At 67.7% G+C, this 14,355-nt stretch carries 16 protein-coding genes; 9 read left to right on the plus strand and 7 right to left on the minus strand.

All coding sequences use genetic code 11. The annotated features are described in order from the left end of the window. Positions 1-6: 6 nt before the first annotated feature. Positions 7-735: a GNAT family N-acetyltransferase gene (locus EV650_RS21215; RefSeq protein WP_134120785.1), complete on the plus strand. Its 729-nt coding sequence runs from the start codon at positions 7-9 to the stop codon at positions 733-735. 79 nt (positions 736-814) lie between these two features. Continuing rightward, positions 815-1,783 (plus strand): type IV toxin-antitoxin system AbiEi family antitoxin domain-containing protein, encoded by a 969-nt coding sequence (locus tag EV650_RS21220; protein WP_238174356.1) that lies wholly within the window; start codon positions 815-817, stop codon positions 1,781-1,783. Between the two features lie 68 nt (positions 1,784-1,851). Here EV650_RS21220 and fbaA read toward each other — a convergent pair whose 3' ends face one another. Continuing rightward, positions 1,852-2,877 carry a class II fructose-bisphosphate aldolase gene (fbaA, locus tag EV650_RS21225; protein ID WP_134120786.1) on the minus strand — a complete coding sequence of 342 codons (1,026 nt, stop codon included), beginning with the start codon at positions 2,875-2,877 and terminating at the stop codon, positions 1,852-1,854. A 207-nt stretch (positions 2,878-3,084) separates the two neighbouring features. Continuing rightward, on the minus strand, positions 3,085-3,804 hold the full coding sequence (locus tag EV650_RS21230; protein ID WP_130388014.1) for a GntR family transcriptional regulator: 720 nt from the start codon (positions 3,802-3,804) through the stop codon (positions 3,085-3,087). A 139-nt stretch (positions 3,805-3,943) separates the two neighbouring features. Here EV650_RS21230 and EV650_RS21235 point away from each other — a divergent pair, with 139 nt between their 5' ends. Genes EV650_RS21235 through EV650_RS21245 form a run of 3 tightly spaced genes read left to right on the plus strand, consistent with a single transcriptional unit; the run spans position 3,944 to position 6,064 of the window. Then, positions 3,944-4,963 carry an SIS domain-containing protein gene (locus EV650_RS21235; RefSeq protein ID WP_134120787.1) on the plus strand — a complete coding sequence of 340 codons (1,020 nt, stop codon included), beginning with the start codon at positions 3,944-3,946 and terminating at the stop codon, positions 4,961-4,963. Positions 4,964-4,997: 34 nt separating this feature from the next. Then, positions 4,998-5,648, plus strand: a complete 651-nt coding sequence (locus EV650_RS21240) for a GNAT family N-acetyltransferase (RefSeq protein ID WP_134120788.1) — start codon at positions 4,998-5,000, stop codon at positions 5,646-5,648. Next, complete coding sequence (locus tag EV650_RS21245) at positions 5,645-6,064, plus strand: VOC family protein (protein WP_134120789.1); 420 nt, start codon at positions 5,645-5,647, stop codon at positions 6,062-6,064. The genes EV650_RS21240 and EV650_RS21245 overlap by 4 nt, the downstream gene beginning before the upstream one ends. Before the next feature lie 32 nt (positions 6,065-6,096). On the opposite strand, the gene EV650_RS40705 is transcribed toward EV650_RS21245, so the two are convergent. Beyond that, complete coding sequence (locus EV650_RS40705; protein ID WP_202874793.1) at positions 6,097-7,038, minus strand: GNAT family N-acetyltransferase; 942 nt, start codon at positions 7,036-7,038, stop codon at positions 6,097-6,099. 73 nt (positions 7,039-7,111) lie between these two features. After that, positions 7,112-7,894 carry an IclR family transcriptional regulator domain-containing protein gene (locus EV650_RS21260; protein WP_134120790.1) on the minus strand — a complete coding sequence of 261 codons (783 nt, stop codon included), beginning with the start codon at positions 7,892-7,894 and terminating at the stop codon, positions 7,112-7,114. Between the two features lie 64 nt (positions 7,895-7,958). On the opposite strand from EV650_RS21260, the gene EV650_RS21265 reads away from it, so the two are divergent. Genes EV650_RS21265 through EV650_RS41345 form a run of 4 tightly spaced genes read left to right on the plus strand, consistent with a single transcriptional unit; the run spans position 7,959 to position 11,824 of the window. Continuing rightward, on the plus strand, positions 7,959-9,104 hold the full coding sequence (locus EV650_RS21265) for a maleylacetate reductase (RefSeq protein WP_134120791.1): 1,146 nt from the start codon (positions 7,959-7,961) through the stop codon (positions 9,102-9,104). A gap of 16 nt (positions 9,105-9,120) precedes the next feature. Next, positions 9,121-9,966, plus strand: coding sequence for an intradiol ring-cleavage dioxygenase (locus EV650_RS21270; protein WP_134120792.1), 846 nt, complete (start codon positions 9,121-9,123; stop codon positions 9,964-9,966). After that, complete coding sequence (locus tag EV650_RS21275) at positions 9,963-11,696, plus strand: FAD-dependent monooxygenase (RefSeq protein WP_134120793.1); 1,734 nt, start codon at positions 9,963-9,965, stop codon at positions 11,694-11,696. The genes EV650_RS21270 and EV650_RS21275 overlap by 4 nt, the downstream gene beginning before the upstream one ends. Next, a complete protein-coding gene (locus EV650_RS41345; RefSeq protein ID WP_255512106.1) occupies positions 11,696-11,824 on the plus strand; it encodes a hypothetical protein in 129 nt (42 codons plus the stop codon). Before EV650_RS21275 ends, EV650_RS41345 begins: the two co-directional genes overlap by 1 nt. Before the next feature lie 22 nt (positions 11,825-11,846). Here EV650_RS41345 and EV650_RS21285 read toward each other — a convergent pair whose 3' ends face one another. The 3 genes from EV650_RS21285 to EV650_RS21295 all read right to left on the minus strand — a co-directional run bounded on the left by EV650_RS21285 (position 11,847) and on the right by EV650_RS21295 (position 14,331). Beyond that, positions 11,847-12,032 carry a hypothetical protein gene (locus EV650_RS21285; RefSeq protein WP_134120794.1) on the minus strand — a complete coding sequence of 62 codons (186 nt, stop codon included), beginning with the start codon at positions 12,030-12,032 and terminating at the stop codon, positions 11,847-11,849. A 135-nt stretch (positions 12,033-12,167) separates the two neighbouring features. Next, positions 12,168-13,319: an alpha-amylase family protein gene (locus EV650_RS21290; protein ID WP_134120795.1), complete on the minus strand. Its 1,152-nt coding sequence runs from the start codon at positions 13,317-13,319 to the stop codon at positions 12,168-12,170. Continuing rightward, a complete protein-coding gene (locus EV650_RS21295) occupies positions 13,309-14,331 on the minus strand; it encodes an FUSC family protein (RefSeq protein ID WP_134120796.1) in 1,023 nt (340 codons plus the stop codon). The genes EV650_RS21290 and EV650_RS21295 overlap by 11 nt, the downstream gene beginning before the upstream one ends. Between the last annotated feature and the right edge of the window lie 24 nt (positions 14,332-14,355).

A 14,355-nucleotide genomic window follows, 5' to 3' on the forward strand; every position in this document is an offset into this window, starting at 1 on the left:
TTTTTTATGCCCGTTTCCAGGCTCGAGATCACAACTGTCGCTGATCGGCCTGAGCTCGCCCACGCGGACATCGACGTCGGCTACTGGCCCGAGTTCATGCGCCACAACCACGTCTCCGCGGCGTACTTCGCCCAGGTCCCCGAGACCTTCCCGGCAACCTGCCTGATCGCCACCGCGGGCGACTCAATCGTCGGCGACGCCCAAGCCGTTCAACTCGCTTTCGGATCAGAGCTGCCCGCCGGCGGCTGGGAACAGGCTGTCGTCCAGGCCTTCAGCGACGTACGCCTTCCGGCAACCGCCGCCTGCGCGCTGAACATCAGCGTCGCGCAGACCTGGCAGGGCCAAGGCGTAGCCGCCCTCCTCCTCACCGCCCTCCGGGACGCAACTGCTCGGCTCGGCCTGGCCGACCTGTACGCACCTGTCCGGCCGACCGCCAAGCACCTGGAGCCGGGCACACCGATGCGTGAGTACGCGAGCCGGACCCGCTCAGACGGGCTCCCGGCCGATCCCTGGCTGCGGACGCACGTTCGCGCCGGCGGACTGGTTGCCGGTATCGCCCCGGCCTCCTGGGTGGTCGCCGGCTCCCTGGCCGAGTGGCGTGAGTGGACCGGTCTCCCGTTCGATCGCACCGGCCCGGTCGAGGTGCCGGGCGCACTGTCGCTGGTGGACTGCTCCTTGGACGAGGACCGGGCGACCTACGTCGAAGCGAACATCTGGGTTCGTCATCGGATGTGAGGTCGGCTTAGGTTGGCGGTTCTCCACAGGTTTGAGAAAGTTGTTCTGAGACGGGCCTGATCGCGGCAAGTTCTAGGGCATGAATCCTCAACTTGCTGTGATGGCGTCGATCCGGGGTGGCGTGTTCACCCGGGCCGACGCGCGTGCCTGTGGTTACTCCGACGCCGACATCGACACCCTGCTGGACACCGGCTCCTGGCGCCGGATCCGGCGCGGGACGTATGCCGCCCACCGCTCGCTGATGCTCGTCACCGACGAGGTCGTGCACCTGCGGAGGGTCTACCGCGTCCTCCACGACAGCGGCCCTGATGTCTACGCCAGTCATCAGTCCGCCGCGGCTCTACATGCCTTACCTGTCTGGGGTCTCGACCTGAGCCGAGTCCACGTGACGGCTTCCAACGGACGATCCGGACGACTACGCGGCGTCCATCGCCACATCCGCGATCCAGTCGGCCCCGGGCTGCAGCTGTGGAACAAGCTCCCGATGGCCTCGCCCGCCCGCGCGATCGCCGAGGTGGCAGCCACAGCGCCGACCGTGCCCGCGGTCGTGCTCGCCGACGCCGCGCTGTACGCCGGACTCGTCAACAGACGCACGTTGAAACGCGCAGTCACCCTGCTCGACAACGGCAACAAGCGGGCACTCACGGTCCTGGACCACCTCACCGGCGCGGCCTCGGTCGGCGAGTCCCGCCTCCGCTTCATCCTCGCCCGAGCAGGACTGCCGACTCCGACCCCATCACCACCGCTGGAAACCGAGGACCCCGACGTCCCCGCCGAAGGACTGTGGTTCCCCGACGAACGCACCGTTGTCGAGTTCGAGCCGCGTTTTCCCTTCTGGTGCGAGGAATTCGAGCCCTCCGTCGAAGAACCGTTCCCCGAACTGACGGCCGCCGATCCCGACGGACCGCAACCCGTCGAGCACTGCTGGATCTCCTGGGCGGACCTCGACGATCCACCGACCGTGGCCGACCGCATCCGAACCACGTTCACCCGAGCAGCCCGCCGTACCGGCATCCGCCACTTCGACCTAGCCAGAGCCCGGATGTGAGAGAAGGGCTCACCGCCAGATGGCGGTGAGCCCTTCGCAGACTCTCTTCGAGGAGGACCCAGATGATCTCAGGCGTTCAGCGACGTACCCGTCGAGCGAAGGTTCTCGCAGGCCTCGCCGACGCGCTTCGCCATACCTTCCTCGCCCGCCTTGCCCCAGGCGCGCGGGTCGTAGGCCTTCTTGTTGCCGACCTCGCCGTCCACCTTCAGCACACCGTCGTAGTTGGCGAACATGTGGCCGGCCACCGGCCGCGTGAACGCGTACTGCGTGTCGGTGTCGACGTTCATCTTGATCACGCCGTGGTCGACCGCGGCCCGGATCTCTTCCAGCGTCGAGCCGGAGCCGCCGTGGAACACCAGGTCGAACGGGCGCTCCTTGCCGAGCTTGGCGCCGACCTGCTCCTGGATCTCGGCCAGGATCTCCGGCCGCAGCTTGACCGCACCCGGCTTGTAGACGCCGTGCACGTTGCCGAAGGTCAGCGCGGTCAGGTAGCGGCCGTTCTCGCCGGTGCCGAGCGCCTCGACCGTGGCCAGGCCGTCCTCGACGGTCGTGTAGAGCTTCTCGTTGATCTCGTTGGCGACGCCGTCCTCCTCGCCACCGACGACGCCGACCTCGATCTCCAGGACGATCTTCGCCGCGGCCGTCTTGGCCAGCAGCTCCTTGGCGATCTCCAGGTTCTCGGTCAGCGGCACCGCGGAGCCGTCCCACATGTGCGACTGGAACAGCGGGTTCTCGCCGCGCGCGACGCGCTCGGCGGAGATCTGCAGCAGCGGCCGGACGAAGCCCTCGAGCTTGTCCTTCGGGCAGTGGTCGGTGTGCAGCGCGATGTTCACCGGGTAGTTCTTGGCGACCTCGTGCGCGTACGCCGCCAGCGCCACCGCGCCGGACACCATGTTCTTCACGGTCGGGCCGGACAGGTACTCCGCTCCGCCGGTGGAGACCTGGACGATGCCGTCCGAGCCCGCCTCGGCGAAACCGCGGATCGCCGCGTTCAGCGTCTGCGAGGAGCTGACATTGATGGCCGGGTAGGCGAAGCGGTTCTGCTTGGCCTTGTCCAGCATCTGGGCGTAGACCTCAGGGGTTGCAATAGGCATGTCTCGCGATACTCCTCACAACACAGTTCTTGTGGGTTCGGCTCCAGTATTGCCGCTCGGTACTTCGTCGTATCCGGCGGCCCGCCTACCGAGCCGGCCCGGTGGCCGGGGAGCGATCGGCAGGGATGCAGACCAGTTGATGAACAGGACCGATCCAGTTCGTTGCGTCCGGATGTCCTCCAGGGTCGGAGGCAGGGCCGGGGACGGTCAGGCGGACCCGGTTCGCGGGCCGCGGGGAGTCAGGGCCATGTGCAGCCGGTAGCGGTCGGCGCGGTAGGCCGACCAGGACAGCTCGACGACCTTGCGGCCGGCGAAGGTGGTGCGCTCGAGGACCAGCAGGGGTGCCCGCCTGGCCACGCCGAGCACCCGGGCGACATGACCGTCGGCGTTGTCCGCCCGGACGGTCTGCTCACCGGAGGTGACGACGACGTCGTACTCACTGGCAAAGACGTCGTACAGAGTGCCGAGCTCGCGGCCGAGCAGGCCGGGGAAGAGCGCGGACGGGTAGTAGCCGACCTCGTAGGCCATCGGCGACGCGTCGGCGGTGCGGAGCCGCTCCACCCGGATCACCTTGGTGCCCTTGGCAACGCGCAGGCCCTTGGCGGTCTCGTCGGAGGCCTCGATCTCGCTGGCCGACAGGACCACGGTCCCGGGCTCGAGCCCGCGGGCCCGCATCTCCCGGGAGAACGAGGTGAGGTGCAGTTGCGAGTCGACCTGGGGACCGGTGACGAACGTCCCCTTGCCGTGCACCCGCTCCAGAGCGCCGGATTCGACCAGGTCGCTGATCGCCTGCCGGACGGTCACCCGGGAGACGTTCAGCTTGTCCACCAGGGCGCGTTCGGAAGGGATCGGGTCGCCGGGATGCAGCTCGACATCGATCAGCCGTTCCAGCACCGATCGGACCTGGGCCCGCTTGGTCGCCACCATGGAATCTCGATCCTCCAGACCTCGGCGAGTCTCGGGGGTGCCCCGGGACGCCGCTCACTGCTATCGTGCGCAGCATACCTGTTAAGACCAGATAGGACCAGTGATCCCAGTGGTGTCTGTCCCCGCCTCGGAAACCCAGATGGCGCGCGAGATTGCCGAGCAGCCAGCCGCACTCGCGGCGACGTTCGAGCACGTGCTGCCGCTGCGGCACGACATCACCCGGCTCGCGGCCGGGCGGCGGAACGTGATCTTCGTGGCCCGCGGATCGTCCGACAACGCCGGGGTCTACGGCCGCTACCTGACCGAGATCCACGCCGGCCGGCAGGCCTCGCTGGCCGCTCCCTCGGTGGCCACGCTGTACGGCGCCAACCTCGACCTGTCGAACTCGCTGGTCGTCGCGGTCAGCCAGTCGGGTGCGACCCAGGAGATCATCGAAACGGCCGAGTGGGCGAAGCGGAACGGCGCCGCGGTCGTCGGCATCACGAACGACGGCGACAGCCCGCTGGCGTCGACCGCCGACGTCGCCCTGATCACCCAGGCCGGCAAGGAGCTCGCCGTACCGGCCACCAAGACCTACACGACCCAGCTGGCCGCGATCACGGTCGCCGTGGACGCACTTGCACAGCGGCCGGGGACGCTCGACGCAGACATCGCGCGGGTGTCGGACGCGGCGGCGAAGATGCTGTCCGGATCGGTCGAGGCCGCTGCCGACCTGCTGGTCGGCGCGCACGACGTCCTCGCGAGCGGTCGCGGGCTGACGTTCGGCACGACCCTCGAGGTCGCGCTGAAGCTCGAGGAGACCTGCCTCCAGCCGGTCCGCGGACTCTCGTACGCCGACCTGAAGCACGGCCCGATCGCGGTCGTCGACGCCGACCTGGTGACGATCCTGGTCGCGGCGGCCGACGGCCCGGCCCTGCCTGGCATGACGGAGCTGGCCGGCATCGTCCGCGACAAGGGCAGCAAGATCCTCGGCATCGGCGGCGACCCGACGTTCGCCTCCCGCTGCGACGTGAACCTGGCCGGCCCGGACCTCCCCGAGACCCTGGCCCCCCTGGCCCTCGTCATCCCCGCCCAACGAGCCATCGAACTCCTCGCCCGCAAACTCGGCCTGGACCCCGACGCACCCCGAGGCCTCCGCAAAGTAACCCAAACCGACTGACCCCAGGCCCGGTTGGTCGCAATAGCATTGCGACGTGCCTCTGCTCGTTGATCCGGCCCTGCCCGAGGGAACACTGCGCGGCGCTGGGCAGCCGCGTCTGACGACGAGCGGCGGATTGGTACTGCGGCCATGGCAGCAGGGCGATGCTGGGACGGTGCTTGCCGCATTCGGCTGTCCCGACATCCAGCGTTGGCACGTCCGACGGCTTGACTCTCACCAGGAGGCAGGTGAGTGGGTCGGGCAGTGGGCCAACCGCTGGGACGCCGAGACAGCCGCCAGTTGGGCGGTTGTCGATAGCGACGATCAGCCCATAGGTCAGGTCGGGCTGCGCAACATCTCCCTCGCCGAGGCGTCAGCCAGCCTGTCCTATTGGGTGATTCCTGCAGCCCGGGGACGCGCCATCGCCACGAAGTCGGTGGAGGCCTTGTCTGCTTGGGCTTTCGAGGTGATCGGGTTCAACCGCCTGAACATCCAGCACTCCACCGCCAACACCGCGTCCTGCCGGGTCGCCTCAAGCACCGGCTACAGGCCCGAGGGCACACTGCGGCAGGCGATCAAGCACGCCGACGGCTGGCATGACTGGCACCTCCACGGCCGCCTACGTACCGATGGGCTGGGAGCCGCGCGGCGGCATGCATCCCCGTCATCGAACCGCCAAGCACCCACGGAAGGACCACCGAGATGATGCGAGGAATCGCCACCGTCAGCTTCTACGCCGCGGATGTGAAGGCGGCGCGGAGTTGGTACGAGGAGTTCCTGGGAGTCGAGGCGTACTACGCCATGCCGAGTGCGGATGAGCCGGCGTACGTCGAGTTCAGGTTCGGGGACTTCCAGTGCGAGCTGGGGATCATCGACGCCAGGTTCGCCGACCACCAGGTCGGGCCGACCCCAGCGGGAGCGATCGTCTACTGGCACGTCGACGACCTAGAGACAACACTCGCCCGCCTGATCGAGCTCGGAGCAACAGTCAACGAGGAAATCGTTGAACGAGGCAACAACACCGGCTTCCGCACAGCGTCCGTCGTAGACCCCTTCGGCAACCTCATCGGCATCATGACCAACCCCCACTACCTACAAATCCTCAACCAACTGAACACCTGATCGCGAGATTCGCTTGCGGTGGATCGGCAGGCTTAGAAGTCGATGCGCATGACTGCTCGACGTTTACCGGGGCGGTTTACCTCGGTGTAGCCGGCTTCGGTGAACATGGCGAGGGTGCCGACGGAGCCGCCGTCGACCAGGTCGGGGTAGCCCTCGACGGCGCGGGCGCCGCGGTCTCGGGCGAAAGCTACGGTGGCAGAGGCGAGTGCGCGGCCGATTCCTCGGCGGCGGTAGCCGGCGCGGGTGACGAAGCAGGTCACGGCCCAGACGGTGGCGTCGGTCCTGTCCTCGTCGCGGCCCAGCCACGGGACGCGGAAGTCGCGGAGCAACCTCGGATGGTCCGCCCGTGGCGCGACGGCGCACCAGCCGACGGGCTCGCCATCGAGGTACGCGACCAGGCCGCTCGTAGTCGGCGCCTTCGGATTTCCGCAGGAGGTCTGGTCGCGAAGCCGGGCGGCGAGCTCCTCGGGACCTTCAGAATCCCACGACTCCTTGGGCAGCATCCGGAACCGCTGACACGAGCAGCGTGAGGGATCGCTGGACGCGCCGAAGACCGCCCGCAGGTCCTCCCAAGCCGCCTCGTTAGCCGGAACGATCACCAACTGCTCCGCGGTCACCGGCTCCCGCGAGCCCAACGGACGAGGAGCACGCACCCGTTGGGTTGCAGGCTGCTTCTGCTTGCGACGCGCCGCCTCAAAGGTGAGCCGGACCTCGACCGTGTCACCCGCATCCAGTCCTGCCGGCTTCCGTACTGCGTCCTTCAACGGCAGCAGGTACTCGCCGTCCTTCGGCCACAGCGACGTCTTCCACTCGACACTGCCCATCCGAGCGTGGATCGGCACCAACCCCCACCCGTAGTTGGCGGCCGAGGCTGCGGCCCGCAGCGCGTCGCTTTCCTGCTCGGGCACAGGCACGAAGTAGTACGGCGCCGGACCGCGCCACTCGATGATTTCGCCGATGAACTCCTGGTCCATAACCAGATGCTAGAGCCCATTCCGGACACCCCCCTTCCGGATTCGCCGTCAGTCCAGTCCGGGCACCAGCGCGTCAGAGGTGGCCGCGGTGGGTGAGGGCGGTGGTGATCTGGGCGGCGGCGGCTCGGAGGTGGGGCAGGACGTCGGTGCGGAGGGAGGTTGGCGTCGAGCGGGAGGCGTGGGCGGAGACGTTCAGCGCAGCGATGACGCGGCCGCGGGAATTGTGGATAGGGGCGGCGATCGAGCGGAGGCCGAGTTCGAGTTCCTGGTCGACGAGGGCGTACCCGTCGGCGCGGGCTCGGGTGATGGTGACGCGGAGGCCGTCGACGGAGGTGATTGCGCGGTCGGTGAGCGGTTCGGCCTGCAGGGTGTCGAGGTACGACGTGAGCTCGTCGTCCGGCAGCCCGGCGAGGAGGACTCGGCCCATGGACGTCGGGTACGCCGGAAGACGGGCACCGACCCCGAGGGCGACGGTCATGATCCGGCTGGTCGGCACGCGGGCGACGTACACGATGTCGGGGAGGTCGAGGGTTGCGATCGAGCAGGACTCGCGGGTCTTGGCGCTCAGCTCTTCCATGAACGGGCCGGCGAGTTCGCCGAGGTCCAGTGAGGACAGGTACGCCCAGCCGAGGGCGAGCACGCGTGGGGTGAGTGAGAAGCGGCGGCTGTCGCTGCGTACGTAGCCCAGCTCTTCCAGCGTGAGCAGGATTCGGCGGGCGGTCGCGGGCGTGATCTGGACGGCTCGCGCCACCTCGCTCAGCGTCAGGGCGGGCGCGTCGGCTGAGAACGCGCGGATCACCGCGAGCCCTCGCTCCAGGCCTTGCAGAAACGTGCCTGTAGACGCGTCACTCGGCATCGGCTAGCCTACTTTTCGTTGAAAGAAGAACTATTCGCTCAGCGAAATCATATCGGAGCTGCCGATGCCGCGTCCAGTGGAACCCCAACCGGTGCAGCCTCGGGCCGGGTTCGTACACACGTTCCTGCCGGGGCGGGTGGTGCTCGGGGCCGGGTCGCTCGACCAGGTGGCCGGCGAGGTCGAGAACCTCGGGGTACGGCGGGTGCTGCTCGTGGCGACGAAGTCCGCACGGGATGCGGCTGATGTGGTCGAGGTACAACTGGGCGACCGGTTCGCGGGGCGGATCGACGGCGTAGCGCAGCACGTGCCGACCGAAGTCGCGGAATCCGCTCGAGCCAAGGCCCGCGAGGTCGGCGCCGACGGGATCGTCGCGATCGGCGGCGGATCAGCCATCGGCCTCGCCAAAGCAGTCGCACTCACAAGCACCGGTGGTGGGGTGGTGATTGTGGCGGTGCCGACGACGTATGCCGGTTCTGAGATGACGCCGGTGTGGGGCGAGACGGCTGGCGGGAGTAAGACGACGGGGACGGATCTGAGGGTGCTGCCGCGGGTTGTGGTGTACGACCCGGTGTTGAGTCAGCGCCTGCCGAAGAAGGTCACCGCGGCGAGTGTCGCGAATGCGATCGCGCACTGCGTCGAGGCCGTCTGGACGCCAAAGGCGGATCCGATCACGGAAACGACTGCCGTGGAAGGGCTGCGAGCGCTGGCCAACGGATTGCGGGACGTGCTGGACGCGCCCACCGATTTAGATACCCGCAGCGACCTCTTGTACGGCGCATGCCTGGCCGGCTCGGCGTTGGCGACGGCCGGGACGGGACTGCATCACAAGCTGTGTCACCTGCTCGGCGGCACCTACAACCTCCCGCACGCCGAGACACACGCGGCCGTGCTGCCGCAGGTCGCACGCATCAACGCACCAGCGGTCCCACAAGCGAAGGCACGGCTAGAAGCCGCACTGGCCACAGCCAGCCCAGCCAGCGCCGGCGGACCCGGCGGACCCGACCAGGCCGGCAGACCCGACCTGGCGGGCGGGCTCTTTGACCTGTTTGTGGGAGCTGGAGTGCCTACGAGTTTGCGGGAGCTCGGGTTGACCGAGGAGCAGGTGAACGAAGCGGCCAAGGCGTTCCGGCCGACCGATAACCCGGTCCCGGTGACTGAGGACCTGGTGCGGGAGATTCTCACCCGCGCCTGGGCCGGTACGCGACCGTGACGAACGAGGAGACCGGATGGACCTTCAAGGCGATGACCTGACCGAGGCGGTCGTGGCCAGCTTCGACGGCAGCGCGAGCGACCGCTACAAGGAAGTGACGGGCGCGCTCGTCCGCCACCTGCATGCGTTCGCGCGGGAGGTCGACCTGACCGAGGACGAGTACTTCACCGCGATCGACTTCCTGACCCGGACCGGCCAGATCTCGACCGGCACGCGGCAGGAGTTCGTGCTGCTGGCCGACGTACTCGGGCTGTCGATGCTGACCGTCGGTCTGGGCAACCGGAAGCCGCCGGAGGCCACGCAGTCCACTGTGTTCGGCCCGTTCTTCGTCGAGGGATCACCCGAGGCGAAGCTCGGCGACGACATCGCGAACGGCGCCCCCGGACAGCCGTGCCTGGTAAGCGGCAAGGTCCTGAACACCAAGGGTGAACCGATCGCCGGAGCCCTCGTCGAGACCTGGCAGGCCGACGAGGACGGCTTCTACGACGTCCAGAAGGACCTCGACGGTCCGCAGAACCGAGCCCACCTGACAACCGATGCCGAAGGCAACTACCGGTTCTGGGCGGTGAAGCCGGTCGCGTACCCGATCCCCGACGACGGCCCGGTCGGCGAGCTACTCCGCGCCGGCGGCCGCGGCCCGATGCGACCGGCGCATATCCACTTCATGGTCACCGCCCCCGGGTACTCGCGCCTGATCACCCACGTCTTCGCGGCCGGCGACGAATACCTGGACACGGACGCGGTCTTTGGCGTCAAGCAGTCCCTGATCGCCGATTTCACCGAACATCATGACGACGGCAAGACCTACTACGCCGTGAACTACGACCTGGTGCTCGCCACCACCGAGGAGACGCAGCAGTGATCACCACAGACGTCCTCATCGTCGGTAGCGGCCCGGCCGGCGGTGCAGCCTCGCTCTTCCTGTCCACGTACGGCGTCGACAACATCGTCCTGTCCCGCTACGGCTGGACCGCCAACACGCCCCGCGCGCACATCACCAACCAGCGCACGATCGAGCTGATGCGTGACATGGGTATCGAGGACCAGGTCGACGCCAACGGCACCGCCCATCACCTGATGGGTCAGACCGCGTTCTGCACCAGCCTGGCCGGCGAAGAAATCGGCCGGATCCGCACCTGGGGCACACATCCACGCCGGCTGGCGGACTACACGGAAGCCAGCCCCTGCCTCCCAGTAGACCTACCGCAGACCCTGTTCGAGCCGATCCTCGTCAGCACGGCGGCCAGTCGTGGCGCGCGGCTCCGCTTCAACACGGTGTACGAGAGCCTCGAGCAGGACGAGGACGGCGTCACTGCGACGGTCCGCGATCGGCTCAGCGACACGACGTACCAGATCCGGGCGAAGTACCTGATCGGCGCCGACGGCGGTCGCAGCAAGGTTGCCCAGGACATCGAGCTGCCGATGGCCGGCGCGATGGACATCGAGGGTTCGATGAACATCGTCTTCGAGGCCGACCTGAGCCGGTACGTCGCACATCGCCCGAGCGTTCTGTACTGGGTGCTTCAGCCGGGCGCCCAGATCGGCGGCATCGGCGCCGGCCTGGTCCGGATGGTCCGCCCGTGGAACGAGTGGCTGATCGTCTGGGGGTACGACATCTCCCAGCCGGCGCCGGTGGTCGACGAGGCGATGGCGACCGAGATCGTGCACAACCTGGTGGGTGACGACACGATCGACGTGAAGCTGAAGGGTACGTCTGTCTGGAGCGTCAACCACATGTACGCCGAGAAGGCTTCCAAAGGCCGCGTGTTCTGTATGGGTGACGCGATCCACCGGCACCCGCCGAGCAACGGCCTCGGCTCGAACACCTCGATCCAGGACGCGTACAACCTGGCCTGGAAGCTCTCCCTGGTCCTGAAAGGGCAGGCCGCGCCCGAGCTGCTCCAAACATACGACGACGAGCGCACGCCGATCGCCAAGCAGATCGTCGACCGGGCGAACAAGAGCCGCAATCAGTTCGGCCAGATCTTCCGTGCACTCGGGATGACACCGGACGCGCCGGCCGGTCGGACGATCGACTCCCGCAAGGACGACACCCCGGAAGGCGTCGCGCAGCGCGAGGAGCTGCGGCAGGCGATCGAGCTGAAGGACTACGAGTTCAACGCCCACGGAGTCGAACTCGGCCAGCGCTACCGCTCGGCCGCCGTGATCCCGGACGGTACGCCGGAACCGCCGTACGAGCGGGATCAGGAGCTGTACTACCACCCGACGACCTGGCCGGGCGCCCGCATCCCGCACTGCTGGCTGACGCGGGGAACGGAGACCATCAGCACGTTGGACGTGGTCGGCAAAGGCCGTTTCACGCTGCTGACCGGGATCGGTGGCGACGCGTGGGTGAAGGCGGCGCAGTCCGTGTCGGAGCAACTCGGCGTACCGATCGAACCGTTCGTGATCGGGCCCGGTCGCGAGCTGGACGACCTGTACGGCGACTGGTCACGGGCGCGGGAGATCCCGGACGAAGGCTGCCTGCTCGTCCGGCCCGACGCACACATCGCCTACCGCGCGTCCGAACAGCCCGCCGATCCGGCCGAAGCCCTGCGTCAGGCCCTCACCACGTTGCTAGGGGGTGTCTGATGGTTCCGCGCCGTCGCGAGCAGGTGCTCGGTGCGGTGCATCGGCGTGCGGGAGCGAAGGTCTCGATGCGGAGCATCGTGGCCTTTGCTCCCGTGCGGCGAGGTGCCGTGCCGAGTGCCGCGCAGTAGGCGTGGAATCATCAGACACCCCCTAAGCCGCTGACGACGCGGCCTCGCGGAGGATCTGGTCGAGGATCGACGAGATCTCCGCGGTCTCGGCGTCCAGCAGGGTGATCAGCGCGACCCGCGACGTCTCCGAGCGCGCCTCGAGAGCTGCCGCGCTCAATGCGCGCACGGTGCCCAGCTCGTGTATCAGTTCGTCCCACAGAGCGTTCATCGACAAACCCCCATGTTTCCCGTCACAAACCCAGTACGACGTACTTGAAGCACGCCGAGCCCCCCGAGTTGGGGCTGACTTTGATCGAGAAGCCTCACTTCTGACACAACTTCAACGCGGTACCCAGGACCGAAGTTACGGACGTGTCAGGAATCTCCAGCTGTGCGGCGGCAGGACGACCGCGTCCTCGACCGGGAACTCCGCGTCCTGGTCGGACACGTTGAGCAGGAGCAGAACCGACTCGTCGCCGTGGACAGCCCGGAGTGCCATCGACTGATTCGTCACGTGCTCGACCTTCGTCTGCGCGCGGGTGAGCCACGCATGACGTCGCCGTACGCCGATCAACTCCTGGTGCAAGCGGAACGTCGGCAAACCGTACGGCGCGAGCCCGTCGGGCGTCTCCGGGAACGCCGGCCGGATCGCGTCGTCACCGCCGGCACGGTCCTCCTTCAGACCACGGAACGCCTGCTCGTCGCCGTAGTACACGCTCGGTACGCCGGCGACCATGAACAGGATCGCGAGCGCGTGACCGAGGTGCCGCTCGTCGTCGAGCCGGGTCGCGAGGCGCGTCACGTCGTGATTGCCGACGAACGTCTGCGGGACAAACGTGTCGAGGAGCGCGTTGTGGCGACCGAGCGCGTACGAGAGCTCGAAGAAGTTGCCATCGTTGAGGGAGCTCCAGATCGCCTTCCACAGCTCGTACTGCGTGACCGAGTCGAGGCCGCTCTTCGCGACGTACCCGGCGTAGTCCCCGTGGATCACCTCACCGAAGTACCAGGCGTCCCGGTCTCGCGGCAGCACCTCTCGCCAGAACTCGGGCGGGACGGCGTACGCCGCATCGAGGCGCCAGGCGTCGACGCCACGATCCAGCCAGTGCCGGAGGACATCACCGACGTACTGCGCGACTGCCGGGTTGCTGTGGTCAAGGGCAACCAGGTGCTCATGACCCTCGAAGGTAGCGCCGTCGCCGCGGAACCACTCGGGGTGGACGAACGAGCGAGCCACGTGGTTGAAGACGCCGTCGAGGGCGATCCGCAGACCGCGGTCGTGCGCCTTCGCGACCAGGCGGTCGAAGTCGGCCTCGTCGCCGAGGCGCGGGTCGATCCGGAAGTGGTCGATCGTGTCGTAGCCGTGCGTCTCGGAGGCGAACACGGGTCCGAGCAGCAGACCGTTGCACCCCAACTCGATCGCGTAGTCGAGCCAGTTCTCCAGGTGCCGCAGGGTGTGAGATTCGGCGGTAAAGCCGAGGGGATAGACCTGCCACCAGATCGCGTGGTCAGCCCACATGTCGTCTCCTCAGAACCAGGGTAGGAATGACCGCGATCGTGCAGCCGATCACGGTGTCGATCAGCCGGTACCCGATCGTCGACAACTCCGGAGTACGGCCGAGATCCATCAGCAGGACGACCAACGGCGTCATCACCATCGCGTAAGCAGCGTAGTTGCGTTCCTTCAGCAACGGCCGCAATCCGGCCAGCACGCTGACGACGACCACGATCACCCAGGACGGCGGCACCCAGAGGATCAAGGCGCCACCGATCACCACACCAGCGCAGGTACCGAGGCCACGTTGTGTTGCCCGCAGCAACGATCCGCCACGTCGCCGTACGACGATGACAACCGCGAGCGCAATCCAGTAAGCCTTCTCCTGGTTCCACAGCACTCCGATCGCCTCGGCCAGCGCGAGCGCCGGCACCAACTGGACCACATACCGCCAACCGTCGAACCGATGCAGATTCCCCCACCATCGCCGTACCAGTCGCCGGTACGACGGCCGTGAAACGCCAGCCTCCGTTGACGAAAACGGCATGGTCAGCAAGATCGCCCACGCAACCCCGAGCGCGAACCACCGGCCTACTTCCCAAGGGTCCGCTGCACCGAGCCCGGTTGCCATCACCAAGAACGTGATGAACCGCGTCGTCGCATCCGCCATCCACCGGTTGAACCCACCAACAACCGCCGCAACCGCAGCCAGCAAAAGAACCCCAGCCGCGCCGACCCAGCCACGGCCGCCCAACCAAGCCCCCGCCATCGCCGCCCCCGTCACGACGGCCCCAACCCCCGCACGGCTTTGAGCGCGCACCAACCACGAAAGCGACCCGCGAGTGGTTGATGCATGCCCAAAGGTGGAGGTGGCCAACGCGCCCAGGGCGGCGAAGGAGGCGTGAGCGAGGTGGTTGGTGGCGACGCCATAGGCGACGGGCGCGGCCATGGCCAGCGCCGCCGTGATCAGCTGGGGCGGGAGGACCGGGGTGTCGCGGGACCAGTGGATGAGGTGGCGCGGCTCTAACACCGTCATAGTAAGCTGAGCTTAGCATTCTCA

It is taken from the genome of Kribbella kalugense, from assembly GCF_004365875.1.
Lineage (GTDB): Bacteria > Actinomycetota > Actinomycetes > Propionibacteriales > Kribbellaceae > Kribbella > Kribbella kalugense.